The sequence below is a fragment of the Streptomyces sp. NPDC046203 genome (assembly GCF_040646255.1).
In the GTDB taxonomy this organism is placed as follows: domain Bacteria; phylum Actinomycetota; class Actinomycetes; order Streptomycetales; family Streptomycetaceae; genus Streptomyces.
The window spans coordinates 52868-67559 of the sequence record NZ_JBEYZX010000033.1; the positions used below are offsets into that span (position 1 = coordinate 52868).

Annotated in this window: 10 protein-coding genes; 3 read left to right on the forward strand and 7 right to left on the reverse strand. The window is 74.6% G+C overall.

Going from position 1 to position 14692, the window contains the following annotated elements; all coding sequences use genetic code 11:
- The first annotated feature begins 40 nt into the window (after positions 1–40).
- Positions 41–2617 carry an aminopeptidase N gene (gene pepN, locus ABZ990_RS22175; RefSeq protein ID WP_361234114.1) on the forward strand — a complete coding sequence of 859 codons (2577 nt, stop codon included), beginning with the start codon at positions 41–43 and terminating at the stop codon, positions 2615–2617.
- A 175-nt stretch (positions 2618–2792) separates the two neighbouring features.
- Here pepN and alc read toward each other — a convergent pair whose 3' ends face one another.
- The 4 genes from alc to ABZ990_RS22195 all read right to left on the reverse strand — a co-directional run bounded on the left by alc (position 2793) and on the right by ABZ990_RS22195 (position 7117).
- On the reverse strand, positions 2793–4022 hold the full coding sequence (gene alc / locus ABZ990_RS22180; RefSeq protein WP_361234117.1) for an allantoicase: 1230 nt from the start codon (positions 4020–4022) through the stop codon (positions 2793–2795).
- 156 nt (positions 4023–4178) lie between these two features.
- On the reverse strand, positions 4179–5099 hold the full coding sequence (locus ABZ990_RS22185) for a LysR family transcriptional regulator (RefSeq protein WP_361234120.1): 921 nt from the start codon (positions 5097–5099) through the stop codon (positions 4179–4181).
- Between the two features lie 10 nt (positions 5100–5109).
- Positions 5110–6039 carry a DMT family transporter gene (locus tag ABZ990_RS22190; protein WP_361234123.1) on the reverse strand — a complete coding sequence of 310 codons (930 nt, stop codon included), beginning with the start codon at positions 6037–6039 and terminating at the stop codon, positions 5110–5112.
- A gap of 4 nt (positions 6040–6043) precedes the next feature.
- The gene (locus ABZ990_RS22195; protein WP_361234126.1) at positions 6044–7117 is read right to left on the reverse strand and encodes an EamA family transporter; all 1074 of its coding nucleotides are present in this window, start codon (positions 7115–7117) and stop codon (positions 6044–6046) included.
- A gap of 183 nt (positions 7118–7300) precedes the next feature.
- Here ABZ990_RS22195 and ABZ990_RS22200 point away from each other — a divergent pair, with 183 nt between their 5' ends.
- Positions 7301–7828, forward strand: a complete 528-nt coding sequence (locus ABZ990_RS22200) for a MarR family transcriptional regulator (RefSeq protein WP_361234129.1) — start codon at positions 7301–7303, stop codon at positions 7826–7828.
- Positions 7829–8015: 187 nt separating this feature from the next.
- Here ABZ990_RS22200 and ABZ990_RS22205 read toward each other — a convergent pair whose 3' ends face one another.
- From ABZ990_RS22205 to ABZ990_RS22215, 3 genes are read right to left on the reverse strand one after another with little or no spacing between them, the layout of a single operon-like run.
- A complete protein-coding gene (locus tag ABZ990_RS22205; RefSeq protein ID WP_361234132.1) occupies positions 8016–8246 on the reverse strand; it encodes a hypothetical protein in 231 nt (76 codons plus the stop codon).
- A gap of 20 nt (positions 8247–8266) precedes the next feature.
- Positions 8267–10642 carry a 4-alpha-glucanotransferase gene (malQ, locus tag ABZ990_RS22210; protein WP_361234134.1) on the reverse strand — a complete coding sequence of 792 codons (2376 nt, stop codon included), beginning with the start codon at positions 10640–10642 and terminating at the stop codon, positions 8267–8269.
- Between the two features lies 1 nt (position 10643).
- A complete protein-coding gene (locus ABZ990_RS22215) occupies positions 10644–10934 on the reverse strand; it encodes a hypothetical protein (protein WP_361234188.1) in 291 nt (96 codons plus the stop codon).
- A gap of 176 nt (positions 10935–11110) precedes the next feature.
- On the opposite strand from ABZ990_RS22215, the gene ABZ990_RS22220 reads away from it, so the two are divergent.
- Positions 11111–14533 (forward strand): beta-N-acetylglucosaminidase domain-containing protein, encoded by a 3423-nt coding sequence (locus tag ABZ990_RS22220; RefSeq protein WP_361234137.1) that lies wholly within the window; start codon positions 11111–11113, stop codon positions 14531–14533.
- The last annotated feature ends 159 nt before the right edge of the window (positions 14534–14692 follow it).

Sequence of the window (14692 nt, forward strand, 5' to 3'; positions counted from 1 at the left end):
AAGGATGGGCCAAACATCACGAAACCGAGGAGTTGACCGGGTGCCTGGCACAAACCTGACCCGTGAAGAGGCGCAGCAGCGGGCGAAGCTGCTGAACGTGGACGCGTACGAGGTCGACCTGGACCTCACCGGTGCGCGGGAGGGCGGCACCTACCGGTCCGTCACCACCGTCCGTTTCGATTCCGCCGAGTCCGGAGCCGAGACCTTCATCGATCTCGTCGCCCCCGCCGTTCACGAGGTGGTCCTCAACGGGCACTCCCTCGACGTGGCCGCCGTCTTCCGGGACTCCCGGATCGCGCTGCCGCACCTGAAGGAGGGCGCCAACGAGCTGAAGGTCGTCGCGGACTGCGCGTACACCAACACCGGTGAGGGCCTGCACCGCTTCGTCGACCCGGTCGACGGCGAGGTCTACCTCTACACGCAGTTCGAGGTCCCGGACGCCCGCCGCGTCTTCGCCTCCTTCGAGCAGCCCGATCTGAAGGCGACCTTCCGGTTCACCGTGAAGGCCCCCGACGGCTGGTCCGTGATCTCCAACAGCCCGACCCCGGACGGCAAGGACGGCGTCTGGGAGTTCGCGCCGACGCCGCGCATCTCCACGTACATCACGGCCCTGATCGCCGGTCCGTACCACGCGGTGCACTCCACCTACGAGGGCAAGAACGGCCAGGTCGTGCCGCTCGGCATCTACTGCCGCCCGTCGCTGGCCGAGTACCTCGACGCCGACCACATCTTCGACGTCACGCGTCAGGGCTTCGACTGGTTCCAGGAGAAGTTCGACTACGACTACCCGTTCGCCAAGTACGACCAGCTGTTCGTCCCGGAGTTCAACGCGGGCGCGATGGAGAACGCGGGCGCGGTCACCATCCGCGACCAGTACGTGTTCCGCTCGAAGGTGACGGACGCCGCGTACGAGCGCCGTGCCGAGACGATCCTGCACGAGCTGGCGCACATGTGGTTCGGCGACCTGGTCACCATGGAGTGGTGGAACGACCTGTGGCTGAACGAGTCGTTCGCCACCTTCACCTCGGTCGCCTGCCAGGCATCCGTCGAGGGCACCCGCTGGCCGAACGCCTGGACCACCTTCGCCAACGCGGAGAAGACCTGGGCCTACCGCCAGGACCAGCTGCCGTCCACGCACCCGATCATGGCCGAGATCAACGACCTGGAGGACGTGCTCGTCAACTTCGACGGCATCACCTACGCGAAGGGCGCCTCGGTGCTCAAGCAGCTGGTGGCGTACGTCGGGCAGGACGAGTTCTTCCAGGGCGTGCAGGCGTACTTCAAGCGCCACGCGTTCGGCAACACCCGGCTCGCCGACCTGCTCGGCGCGCTGGAGGAGACCTCCGGCCGTGACCTCAAGTCCTGGTCGAAGGCGTGGCTGGAGACCGCGGGCATCAACATCCTGCGGCCCGAGCTGGAGACCGACGAGAACGGCGCGCTGACCGCCTTCGCCGTCCGCCAGGAGGCCCCGGCGCTCCCGGCCGGCGCGAAGGGCGAGGCCGTGCTGCGCCCGCACCGGATCGCGATCGGCTTCTACGACCTCGACGAGGCCGGCAAGCTGGTGCGCACCGAGCGTCTGGAGCTGGACATCGAGGCGGCCGAGCTGACGGCCGTTCCGCAGCTGGTGGGCCGGCCGCGGCCGGCGGTCGTGCTGCTCAACGACGACGACCTGTCCTATGCCAAGGTCCGGCTCGACGAGGTGTCGCTGCAGAACGTCACCGCGCACCTGGGCGACTTCACCGAGTCGCTGCCGCGCGCGCTGTGCTGGGCCTCCGCCTGGGACATGACCCGCGACGGCGAGCTGGCCACCCGCGACTACCTGGCCCTGGTGCTCTCCGGCATCGCCAAGGAGACCGACATCGGCGTGGTCCAGTCGCTCCAGGGGCAGACCAAGCTGGCGCTGGAGCTGTACGCGGCGCCGGAGTTCCGTGCCGAGGGCCTGGCCCGCTGGGGCGCCTTCGCGCTGGAGCAGCTGCGGGCGGCCGAGCCGGGCGGCGACCACCAGCTGGCCTGGGCGCGGGCCTTCGCGGCGACCGCCCGCGAGGACGCCGACCTCGACCTCCTGGCGGCGCTGCTCGACGGCTCCGCGAGCGTCGACGGCCTGGCCGTGGACGCCGAGCTGCGCTGGGCGTTCGTCCAGCGGCTCGCGGCGACCGGCCGGTTCGAGGAGCCGGAGATCGCGGCCGAGCTGGAGCGCGACCGCACGGCGGCGGGCGAGCGGCACGCCGCGACGGCCCGCGCGGCCCGTCCCACCGAGGCCGCCAAGGCCGAGGCGTGGGCGTCGGTCGTGGAGAGCGACACGCTGGCGAACGCCGTGCAGGAGGCCGTCATCGGCGGCTTCGTGCAGACCGACCAGCGCGAGCTGCTCGCCCCGTACACGGCGAAGTACTTCGCGGCCATCAAGCAGGTCTCCGAGACCCGCAGCCACGAGATGGTGCAGCAGATCGTGGTCGGCCTGTACCCGACGCTCCAGGTCTCCGAGGAGACGCTGGCCGCGACGGACGCCTGGATCGCCGAGCACCAGCCGGTTCCGGCGCTGCGCCGCATGGTGACGGAGTGCCGCGCGGGCATCGAGCGCGCGCTGAAGGCGCGGGCGGCGGACGCGGCCGCGGCCTGATCCGTACCGGTTGGTCAGGGCGTACGACAGACGGAACAGCACCCCGGGCATATGCCTGGGGTGCTGTTCCGTTTCGGGGTGCCTGGGCTGGCATATGCCTGCCCGGACGCCCGTCGGCCCGGCCTGCCGGTTGGTCAGCCCGTCAGCCCGGTCGCCCCGTCAGCCCGTCAGCCCGTCAGCCCGTCAGGCTCGCGTACCGGGACGCCAGTCGGGCCGCGCCCTCCTCCGTCAGTTCGCCGTGCAGCCGCATCCGGGCGACGCCCCCGTCCGGGAACGCGTCGAGGCGGACATGGGTGACGACCGCCGGCGCGTCGAGCCGGAAGCGGTGGAGGGTGTCGGGCTGGAGGCGGGTGCGCGGCAGGATCTCGAACCACTCCCCCGTCTCGCCGTCGCGCCCCTGGAGGGCGATCCAGCCGGCCGCGTTGCCCTTGAGGTACGCGGTGTCGATCTCGACCGCGCGGACGGCACCCTGGGCGGCGAGCCGGAAACGTACCCAGTCGTTCGTGTCGCGCACCCGGCGGCGGCGGTTCTCCCAGCCGTCGTCCATCTTGCGGGAAGTGCCGGGCAGGATGATCTGGGTGGGCGAGGAGTAGAAGCGGTCCGAGGCGTCCTCGTACACCCCGCCGTTGAGGACCGAGACCAGGTCGAGGGTGCCGAGGACGGCCAGCCACTCGGGGTCCGGCACGACCTCGCCGTGCACCCGCAGCCGGGCGATGCCGCCGTCGGGGTGCTGGCAGACCTTGAGATGGGTGTAGCGGCGTTCGGCGGTGATCGCGAAGCCGTTGGCGGCATGGCCGCGCACGGGGGTGGGCGGCAGCAGCTCCTCCCACTTCGCGTCCAGGAGTTCGGCCGGGCTCGGGGCGCCCGGGAGGGCGGTGGCCTGGATGCTCACCCGCTGCGGGTAGTTGCCCCGGAAGTGGGCGGTGTCGACGACGATCCCTCGGACCACGCCGGGCGCGCCGAGGCGGACGATCGCCCAGTCGTGCTCCCCGGGCGCCGGGAAGGGGTGGCCGGCGTCGGCGCCCCGGCGGCGCCGGGTCTCCCAGCCGTCCATGATCTTGCCCTTGTGCCCGAAGCGCTCCGGATCGAAGACCGCGCGCTCGCGCAGGAGCAGGTTCTCGCGCTCGGCGAAGAACTCGTCGTTGGCGGCGACGACCCCGGCGCCGAGGCGGCGGTCGGCCAGGTCCACGAGTTCGGTGAACGGGAAGTCGCCGGCCCGGTAGTCGGCGTACGGGTCCCCGCCGCCGTAGGGCGCGGCGTCATTGGCGTGCGGGTCGTCGTCCTGGGCCTGGGTTTGGGCCTGGGTTTGGGCCTGGGCCTGGGCCTGGGCCTGGGCCTGGGCCTGATCGCGCTGGTAGGGGTCCTGGTCCTGTTCCTGGGTGGCTGCGCTCTCGTCGAGACTCATGCGTCGACTGTGCCGCCCCCGCTCCCCCGGGTCCATCGCATGTTTTCGACAGGTCTTTTCAGCCCCGCTGAACCGTCGCTCCGGACCGGCCCGGCTCCCCCGCCCCTCCCCCGTCCCTCCGGCGGCTTCCCCGGCCGCTCCCCCGGCGGCCCGTCGCTACGCCTCCCGGCGTACGGCCGCCTGCCGCAGCGCGGCCAGCACCCGGGCCACCCCGGGCCGGCCCTCGGCCCCGCGCCGTACCGCCGCGACGACATGGCGGCGCGGCCGGTCGGCGGAGAGGACCCGCATGACGACGCCCGAGCCCACCCCCGTGCGCCGTTCGGCGGCGGCCATCCGGGGCACCAGGGCGACCCCCATCCCGGCCTCGACCAGGGCGAGGATCGCGGTCCAGTCGGCGGCGGTGTGCGCCCGCTCCGGTACGAACCCGGCGGCCTCGCAGGCGGCCGTGGTGATCTCCGACCAGGGCCCGGAGCCCCCGTAGATCCACGGCTCGGCGGCCAGGTCGGCCAGCCGGAGGCCGGGCGCCTCGGCCAGCGGATGCCGTACGGGCAGGGCGACGTCGAGCGGGTCGGCGAGCAGCGGTACACGGCTGAACCGCGGGTCCCGGGCGGTCGGCGCGTGGGCGGCGAGCGAGAGCGCCAGGTCGGCCTCGCCGGCCGCGAGCAGGTCGTACGACTCCGCCGCCTCGGCCTCGCGGATCCGGACGTCGAGCCCGGGGTGGGCGGTGCGCAGGGCCTGTACGGCGGGGACGACGAGCGCGGGCACGGCGGTCGGGAAGGCGGCGACCCGCACCTGCCCCGCCTCGCCGCGCAGCAGTCCGTCGAGTTCGGCCTCGGCCCGTTCCAGCCGGGCGAACACGGCCTCGGCGTGCCGCAGCACGAGATGCGCGGCCCCGGTGAGCCGGACCCGGCGGCCGTGCGCCTCCAGGAGCGGGACGCCGAGCTGCCGGGCGAGGTTGGTGAGCTGCTGGGAGACGGCCGAGGGGGTCATGCGCAGCGCCTCGGCGGTGGCGGTGACGGTGCCCCGGTCGCGCAGGGTGCGCAGGATCCGGAGCTTCTTTATGTCCCACTCGGTCATGAGCGGCAACCTATCGGGCGGAACTGAGCGCCACCCCGCCAAGGATGAGCGCCATGCAGCCCACGCCGAGCAGGCTCAACGTTTCTCCGAGCAGGGCCAAGGACAGCAGCGCGACACAGACCGGCTGGAGGTAGTACACGACCCCGGCGCGGGCGGCGCCGATGAGGGCGATGGACCGGTTCCAGGCGAAGAAGGCGACGGCGGAGGAGAAGATCCCGACGTAGACGAGCGGACCGACCGTGCCGGTGGCGAAGGCGAAGCCGCCCTGGAGGACGAGGCTGACCACGTACACCGGCAGCAGCATCACCGTGCCGAGCAGGAAGGTGGTGAGGAGGAAGACCGCGCCGTCGATCTCCTCGGGGCGGCGCTTGAGCAGCACGCTGTACGCGGCGAAGGCGAGGGCCGCCGCGAACATCCACAGGTCGCCCGAGCCGAAGTGGGTGGGGAAGCCGCCCCGGCCGACGAGGAGCAGGACGCCGGCGCAGGCGATGGCCATGCCGGTGGTGCGCCGGATGCCGAGCCGGGTGCCGGTGAGCCGCTCGTACACCGCCATGAGGACCGGCGAGGCGGCCATGATCATGCCCATGTTGGCGGCGGGGGTGGTCTCTCCTGCCTCGTTGACCAGGGTGTTGTAGACGGTGATGCCGAGCAGCGAGGCAAGGACCAGATAGCCGAGGTGCCGCCGCAGGAGATGCCGCTGCCGCCAGGTGGCGCGGGCGGCGAAGGGCGCGACGACGGCGATCGCGATGATCCAGCGCCAGAAGGCGTTCTGGACGGGCGGCACGGTCTCGTGCAGGGCCCGGGCGACGACGAAGCTGCCGGACCAGACGACGGTGGCGAGCAGGGCGAGCAGCACACCGGGGCCGGCGCCACTCGGGATGATCCCCGTGGACGCCGGCCCCTCGGTGGCGGTCGAGCGCTCGGCTGCGGTCGGGCTCATACTCCTACCGTCGCACCGCGGAAACCTCCGGGTCCATCGATACTTCCCGGGCGTTCCGTTCCGTACGGCCGAACGTTTCCTCCCCGGCTCGCTCCCGCGCGCCCTCCGTGTCCCCCGCCGTGTTCCGCACGCCCTTCGCGCCCGTGGGGCCGTTCGGGGCAGCGTCCGGACCGGTGGGGGTGCTGGGGGTCTGCGGGGCGCGCGGGGTGCCGGTGGTACCGGTGGCGCGCGGGGACAGCTGGCCGACCAGGGTGGCGCCGAAGGCGATCAGCATGCCGGCGATCTGGACGGGGCCGAGGGCCTGGCCGAGCGCGGCCCAGCCGATGACGGCGGCGGTGATCGGGGAGAGCGGGCCGAGCAGGGTGACCGAGGAGGCGCTCAGCCGTCCGATGCCCCGGAACCAGAGGAAGTAGGAGATCGCGGTGTTGCCGAAGGCGAGGTAGGCGTAGCCGGCCAGGTGGGTGCCGGTGAGGGCCGGCGGGGCGCCCTCGATCAGAAAGGCGAGGGGCGCGATGAGCAGACCGCCTGCGGTGAGCTGCCAGCCGGTGAGGGTGAGGGCGCCGACGCCTTCGGGGCGGCCCCAGCGCTTGGTGAAGACGGTGCCCGCCGACATCGACAGGGCGGACAGCAGACCGGCGAGCACGCCGACCGTGTCGAAGGCCGCGCCCGCCTTCAGGACGACGAGACTGACGCCGAACGCGGCTCCGATGGCGGCGAGCAGGGACTTCAGGGTGGGTTTGTCGCCCAGCAGGAGGGCCGCGAGGCCGACGACGAAGAGCGGGCCGACCGAGCCGACGACGGCGGCGACACCGCCGGGCAGCCGGTAGGCGGCGAGGAAGAGCAGCGGGAAGAAGGCGCCGATGTTCAGCGCGCCGAGCACCAGCGCCTTCCCCCACCAGGCGCCGCGAGGCAGCTTGCGGGTGAGGGCCAGGAGCAGGAGCCCGGCGGGCAGGGCCCGCATCAGTCCGGTGAACAGCGGCCGGTCGGCCGGCAGGAACTCCGTGGTGACGAAGTAGGTCGAGCCCCAGGAGATCGGGGCCAGGGCGGTCAGGGCGACGGTGGCGGCCTTGCTGGGCATGACGGGTTCCCCCCTGGGATACGGCTGCCGGACTACCGAGCCGTCGGGCGGGCGTGGGACGCGAGGGTCGCGCCCTCCACACCGCCCCGCCATTCGGCTTGGCGGTAATTAACTTAGCACTAAGCTACTTGCGTGCAAGTGGCTTTCTTGTCATCGACTTGAGGGAGAGGGGAAACTGATCTCATGGAGAACACCACGCCCGGCCAGGCCACCCGCCCCGAGCACGACGCCGTCGACGCCATCACCGACCAGTGGGCCGCCGTCCGCCCGGATCTCGAAACGCTGCCGATGGCCGTCTTCGGCCGGATCAACCGGATCTCGGCCGCGATCCGCGAGGAGATGGGCCAGGCGTACAAGCCCTACGGCGGGATGTCCCTGGGCGAGTTCGACGTCCTCGCCACGCTGCGCCGCTCCGGCGAGCCGTACACGCTCTCCCCGCGCGAGCTGACCGCCACGCTGATGATCACGACGGGCGGGATGACGGGCCGGCTCGACAAGCTGGAGCGGGCCGGACTGATCACCCGTAACCCCGACCCGAACGACCGGCGGGGGCTGCGGGTCACCCTCACCGACGAGGCCCGCGCTCTCGTGGACCAGGCCGTCGGCGCCGGGCTCGGCCGTCAGCGCGGGGCCGTCGAGGCGGCGCTCACGCCGAAGGAGGCGGAGCAGCTGGCCGGGCTGCTGCGGAAACTGCTGGCCACGACGGGCTGACGGCCGTACGCGTACGGGCGCGGGCGCGGCGGGTCGGGCGGACACGGCGGGTCGGGCGGGCCCGTACGGCCGCGCCCGGGGAGCGCCAGGCCCCCGAAAGACCGCTCCCGAAGGGCATGAAGACATGCGAGGGCGCCGCGTGGTACGGGTGTACCGCGCGGCGCCCTCGCGTCAGAACGAGTGAGGCTTACGCCTTCTTCTTGGACTTGTCGAGCAGCATCACCAGGCCGGCGATGACCAGGAACAGCCCGATCGGCGCGGCCACGAAAAGGCCGAGGGTCTCGATGACCTCGAGCTTGGGGGCCGGGTCGTCACCGTCGTCGCGTACCAGCGCGAGCGCGGGAGACGACATGAGCAGCATCATCAGCGTCGTACCGGCCGCGACGGCGCCGGCGCGCAGAGCGTTCTTCTTGTCCACGGTGCAAAAGTAGCGAACACCTAAACGGGCCGCGCGCCCGGGGGTGCCGTATGAGCCCCGAAGCGCTCCGCGAGCCCCCCGAGGAGGTCGTGCGCGCGCGGCGAGGAGGCCAGTTCCTCCAGGGTCAGGGGCTGTCCTTCGGGGTCCGCGAGGGGCAGTCGCCAGTTCGGGTACGCGTCCCAGGTCCCCGGCAGATTCTGCGGCCGGCGGTCGCCCACGGCGTCCGGCAGCCACACCCCGACCAGCCGCGCCGGGGTCGCCGCGAGGAAGCGGTGGAACGCGCGGATCTCCGCGACCTCGTCGCCCGGCCCCTCCGGCAGATGCCCGAGCCGGGTCAGCAGCCCCAGCCACCCGGCGGTCTCGGCCGCGTCCCGGACCCGCTCGCGCGCCACGTCGCCGCCCGCGAGGCCCAGCCGGTGCCGCAGCGTCACATGGCCGCCGGTGAGCCGGGCGGCGGTGGGTGGCAGATCGTGGGTGGTGACGGTGGCCAGGCAGTCCGCCCGCCACTCCTCCGGCCGCAGCGGCCGCCCGCTCCCCTGATCGCCGCCGGTCTCGTCCCCGCCCGCGCCGCTCGCGCCGTCCCCGGCCCAGTCGCGTTCGAACCAGAGCACCGAGGTGCCGAGCACCCCGCGCCGGGCCAGCGCCTCCCGTACCCCCGGCTCGACCGTCCCCAGGTCCTCGCCGACGACCACCGCCCCGGCCCGGTGGGCCTCCAGGGCGAGTACGGCCAGCATGGCCTCGGCGTCGTGGCGTACGTACGTCCCCTGGTCCGGCGTACCGCCCTCCGGGACCCACCAGAGCCGGAACAGGCCCATGACGTGGTCGATCCGCAGCGCTCCGGCGTGCCGCAGCAGTTCGCGCAGCAGCCCCCGGTACGGGGCGTAGCCCTCGGCGGCCAGCACGTCGGGGCGCCAGGGCGGCAAGCCCCAGTCCTGGCCGCTCGTGTTGAAGGCGTCGGGCGGGGCGCCCACCGACATGCCGGCGGCGAAGACGTGCTGGTGCGCCCAGGCGTCGGAGCCGTCCGGGTGCACGCCCACGGCCAGGTCGTGCACGATCCCGACCGCCATGCCGGCGGCGCGGGCGGTCGCCGCCGCCGCGGCGAGCTGCTGGTCGGTCAGCCAGGCGAGCCGGCAGTGGAAGTCGACGCGCGCGGCGAGCGCGGCGTCGGCGCGGACCGCCGTCTCGGCGTGGCGCGGGTCGCGCAGCTCCTCGGGCCAGCGGCGCCAGTGCGGGCCGTGCCGTTCGGCGAGGGCCTGGTAGGTGGCGTGGTCCTCCAGGGCGCGGCCGCGTTCGGCGAGGAAGTCGTGGTACGCGGCCCGCCGGCCGGGCCCGAGGTCGACGGTGTGGACCAGCTCCAGGGCGCGCCGCTTGAGCGCCCAGACCGCGTCGCGGTCGATCAGGGCGCCCTTGTCGAGTACCCGTTCGCGCAGCTCGGCGGCGTCGGCCGCGATCCGCTCCAGCTCGCTCTGGCGGGCCGGGTCGACGTACGCGTACTCGGGAACGTCCTCGACCCGCAGATGGACCGGGTCGGGGAAGCGGCGCGAGGAGGGGCGGTACGGGGAGGGGTCGGACGGCGCCCCGGGCACCGCCGCGTGCAGGGGGTTGACCTGCACGAATCCGGCGCCGTGGGTACGGGCCGCCCAGTCGGCCAGCTCCCCGAGGTCGGCCAGGTCGCCCATGCCCCAGGAGCGGGTGGACAGCAGCGAGTAGAGCTGGACGAGCAGCCCGTACGAGCGGCCGCGCGGGGCGGGTACGCGCGCGGGGGCGACGATCAGGGTGGCGGTGCCGGCGCGGCCGTCGGGGGCCTGGGCGGAGAGCCGGTGGACGCCGAGCGGGAGGAGGCGCCAGTTCCGGCCGGTGAGGGTGCGGCCGTCCTCGGTGGTGACGGTGACACGGGTGCCGGTCGGCAGCCGGAGGGCGTAGGGGCCGGTCGGCGGCCGGGGGCCGCTGGGGCCGCTGGGGCCGCTGGGACCGCTGGGGCCACTTGGGTCGGGCGGGCCGGGCGGGATGCCGGGGCCGGGCGGGACGTTCGAGGCGTCCGGGTCACCGCTGTGGTTCCGGCGGCGCCCCGGCTGTCCGGTCTCGCCCGCCGCCCCCGGCCGTCCCGGTTGCTCCCGGCCCTGCGGCTCCTTCTGCGGCTCCTTGTGCCCTTTCGAGGGGCTCGGTTCCCTCGGCTCGTCGCGCCAGAGCACGACGGTGGGCGGGAGCAGCCGTTCCCGCTCGGCCCGTTCCGCCGCTTCGAGGGCCGCCGCGCGCGCCTGGGGCGTGCTCGCGTCGACGTCCAGGGCGCGCAGGACGGCCACCACGGTGGCCTCGGGCACGGCGACCGTGACACCGCGCGAGGGGGCGTACTCGGTGGCGACGCCGTGCAGGGCGGCGAGACGGGCCAGGGTCACGTCACACTCCGGGGGACTCCGAACCTCCCGCCGCGGCGCGGACGGTGGGTTCGCTGGTGAGGGGTGGCGCCTCGACCAGAGGCGGTTCGCTGGTGAGCGGGGCGACGTCGGCGAGGGGCGGCTCGCTGGTCAGCGGCAGCGTGCGGCCCTGGGCCGGGATGTGTATCCGGGCGGAGGCGAGGGTGGGGGTGCCGGCGGGGTCGGTGGCGGTCACGGGGTCTCCCGGTTCGTTCGGCGGCGCGGGCGGGTCGGCGCGGGGCGCCGCGAGGCGGCGCCGGGCGGGATGGCACAACAAGATCTACCCCCCGCCGCCCGTTTTACCGGCGGGATCCGGCGAAAGAGTGCCACCCCGCCGAAAGCGCACCAGGCAATGCGGACACATCGACCAGCCGCATTGACACCCCGTCGGCCCGAGTGGTGGGCTCGTAACCGACTTGTGACCCAGGGGGGAAGCGAGAGGAGATCCGCGTGCGCGTCGGGCGGAGCAAGCGGACCGCGACGGCCGTCGCGGCGGCGATCATCGGCGGGCTGCTCGGAGGGGCCGTTCCGGGCGCCGCCTCGGCCGCCCCCGCGAGCCCCGCGGCCCCGTTCCTCCCCGACGTACCTGTCACGCCCGTCACGCCCGTCAGACCCACCACGCCTTCCGGTCCCGCCGCCGATCCCGCTCCCGCCACGGCCCCCGGCCGGGCCGACCGGACCGACCGGACCGACCGGACCGCTCAGGGGGACGTCCCGTCCGTCTGGCCGCGTCCCCAGTCGCTCGCCGCGACCCGTGAGCCCGCCGTCCGGCTCGGCACCGAAGTCACCCTGGTGGCCCCGCCCGGCACCGACCCGCACGCCGTCTCCGCGCTGCGCGCGCTCCTTCACGCTTCCGGCGTACGCACGGTGCACAAGAAACTGCCCGGGCGCGGCCCCGTACTCCGGCTGGGGACGGACGAGCATCCGGACGCCGACGCGGCCCTGCGCGCGCTCGGCGCGCGCGAGCGGGGCGATCTGCCCGCCGGCGGCTACCGGTTGGCCACCGGCCGCTTCGCGGGCCGGGACACGGTGGCGCTGGCCGGCGCCGGCCAGGACGGCCTCTTCCACGCCGTACAGACCCTGCGTCAACTCATCACCCGTCCGGGGGAAGGGGCGAAGACGAAGACGGGCGCGAAGGCGGGGACAGAGACAGGGGCAGGGGCGGGGGCGGTCGTGCCGGGCGTCACCGTCCGGGACTGGCCCACCTCGGCCGTACGCGGGCTGACCGAGGGTTTCTACGGCCGCCCCTGGTCGTCCGCCGAACGGCTCGGCCAGATGGACTTCCTGGGCCGCACCAAGCAGAACCGGTACCTCTACGCGCCCGGCGACGACCCGTACCGGGGCGCGCTGTGGCGCGAGCCGTACCCGACGGCGGAGCGGGCGGCCTTCCGCGAGCTGGCGGCGCGGGCCGAGGCCAACCACGTCACGCTCGCCTGGGCGGTCTCGCCCGGCCAGGCCATGTGTCTGTCCTCCGAGGAGGACCTGGCGGCGCTGAAGAAGAAGACCGACGCGATGTGGGCGCTCGGGGTGCGGGCGTTCCAGCTCCAGTTCCAGGACGTCAGCTACAGCGAGTGGCACTGTTCCGGCGACGCCGACGCCTTCGGGCGCGGTCCCGGGGCCGCCGCCCGTGCCCACGCGCGCGTGGCGAACGCCCTCGCCCGGCATCTGGCCGCCCGTCACCCGGGCGCGGCGCCGTTGTCGCTGCTGCCGACCGAGTACTACCAGGACGGCGCCACCGACTACCGCACCGCGCTCGCCGAAGCCCTGGACGCGCGCGTGGAGGTGGCGTGGACGGGCGTCGGGGTGGTGCCTCGCACCATCACCGGCAAGGAGCTGGCGGGGGCCCGCGACGCGCTGCGCCACCCGCTGCTCACCATGGACGACTACCCGGTCAACGACTACGCCCAGGACCGGCTGTTCCTCGGCCCCGCGACCGGCCGCGAGCCGGCCGTGGCCGCCGGGTCCGCCGGATATCTCGCGACCGCCATGGAACAGGCCACCGCCTCCCGCGTGCCGCTGTTCACCGTCGCCGACTTCGCCTGGAACGCCAAGGGCTACCACCCCGAGGAGTCCTGGCGGGCCGCCGTCGACGACCTCGCGGGCCCCGACCCGGCCGCCCGCGAGGCGCTCGGCGCGCTCGCCGGCAACGGCACCTCCTCTCTGCTCGACCCGCATGGAGAGTCGGCCTATCTGAAACCGCTCCTCGACGCCTTCTGGGCGGGCCGCGCCCGCACCGGCGAGGGCGCGGCGGCGGCGCGGGAGAAGGCGGGGCGCGAGCTGCGGGCCGCGTTCACCGTCATGCGGCAGGCGCCCGCGCGTCTGAAGGACACGCAGGGCGGCGCGCTGGGCACCGAGGCCGGACCGTGGCTGGACCGGCTCGCCCGGTACGGCGCGGCGGGCGAGGCCGCCGTGGACATGCTGCTCGCCCAGGCGCGCGGCGAGGGCGCCACGGCGTGGCGGGCCCAGCTGGAACTGGAGCGGCAGCGCGCCGGGCTGCGGCCGGGCGGGGTGACGGTCGGCAAGGGCGTCCTCGACGCCTTCCTGACGCGCGCGGCGAAGGAGTCGGCGGCCTGGACGGGCGCGGACCGGGGGCCGGGCGGCGAACCCGCCGCCCATCGGCCCACGAGCACGGGTGCGGGCGCGGACACGGGCTCCGGTGCGGGCGCGGGTACGGGCATGGGTACGGGCACGGACGGGGCCGGGGCCGGGAGCGAGGGCACGGCGCCGGGCGCGGGAGCCGTACAGACGACGGACCAGGCGTACACCCTCCGCCTCGACCGTTCCCGCCCGCTGGACACCCTGACCGTGATGACCGAACCGGTCGAACCCGCCAAGCCCGCCGCACCCGCCGAGCCCGCCAAGGGCTCCGGGGACCCCGAGGCCGGCACGAAGGGCACGAAGGGCGAGAAGGGGAGCGCGGAGGGCTCGAAGGCGGGCACGAAGGCGGGCACGAAGGGCGGCGGGCCCGTCGGTGTCGGACGGCTGGAGGCGCGGGTGCCCGGCGAGGGCTGGCGCCGGCTCGCCCCGCTCGCGGCCTCCGGCTGGACCCAGGCGGACCTGAAGGGGCTGCGGGCGGACGCCCTGCGCATCGTGTGGACGGGCCCGCCGGGGCGGGTGCGCTCGCTGGTGCCGTGGTTCGCCGACGAACCGCGCGCGGGGCTCGACCTGGCCCGTACCGAGACGGACGCCGAGTCCGGCGGCCCGGCCCAGCGGGTGGACGTCACCCTGACGGGGCGGCGCGCGTCCGAGGTGCGCGGGGCGCTCACCGTACGCCCGCCGAAGGGCATCACGGTGCGGCTGCCGAAGGAGCCGGCCAGGGAGGCCGTGGTGCCGCGCGGCGCCCGTACCACCGTGCCGCTGGAGGTGTCGGTGGGCGCGGACGTGCCGACCGGCTCGTACGCGGTCCCCGTGGCGTTCGCCGGGCAGGAGCGGGTGCTGACGGTCCGGGCGTTCCCGCGTACCGGCGGCCCCGATCTGGCCCGTACGGCCATGGCCGCCTCGTCCGGCGACGAGACGCCCGACTTCCCCGCCGCCTCCGCCCTGGACGGCGATCCGGCGACCCGCTGGTCCTCGCCGGCCGAGGACGGCGCCTGGTGGCAGATGGAGCTGGCGGCGCCGGCCCGGGTCGGCCGCCTCGTACTGCACTGGCAGGACGCGTACGCCGCCCACTACCGCGTCCAGGTCTCCGCCGACGGCAGCACCTGGCGTACGGCGGCGACGGTCGCGGACGGCCGGGGCGGGGTGGAGTCGGTCCGGTTCGACGCGCCGGACACCCGTTTCGTACGGATCCAGGGCGACGCGCGGGCGACTCAGTACGGCTACTCGTTGTGGTCCGTGGAGGCGTACGCGGTGACGGAGCCGGACGCCGGCTGACCGCCGTACCCGAGCGCCGGGACGGCAGGGCCGTAGTCAGCGGGCGGTAGTCAGCGGGCGGCGGGGCGGTAGTCGGCGGGCGGCAGGCGCGTGGAAGCGTCTCCGGGGCGCGCGGCCGTGCGCGTGCGCCCCGTCGAAGCCCCCGAAGCCTCCGATGCT

What these genes read in the sequence shown, in the direction of transcription:
- ABZ990_RS22195 (WP_361234126.1), bottom strand. Translation starts at nt 7,117, where the DNA reads ATGCCCAGCAAGGCCGCCACCGTCGCCCTGACCGCCCTGGCCCCGATC.
- ABZ990_RS22200 (WP_361234129.1), top strand. Translation starts at nt 7,301, where the DNA reads ATGGAGAACACCACGCCCGGCCAGGCCACCCGCCCCGAGCACGACGCC.
- ABZ990_RS22190 (WP_361234123.1), bottom strand. Translation starts at nt 6,039, where the DNA reads ATGAGCCCGACCGCAGCCGAGCGCTCGACCGCCACCGAGGGGCCGGCG.
- alc (WP_361234117.1), bottom strand. Translation starts at nt 4,022, where the DNA reads ATGAGTCTCGACGAGAGCGCAGCCACCCAGGAACAGGACCAGGACCCC.
- ABZ990_RS22185 (WP_361234120.1), bottom strand. Translation starts at nt 5,099, where the DNA reads ATGACCGAGTGGGACATAAAGAAGCTCCGGATCCTGCGCACCCTGCGC.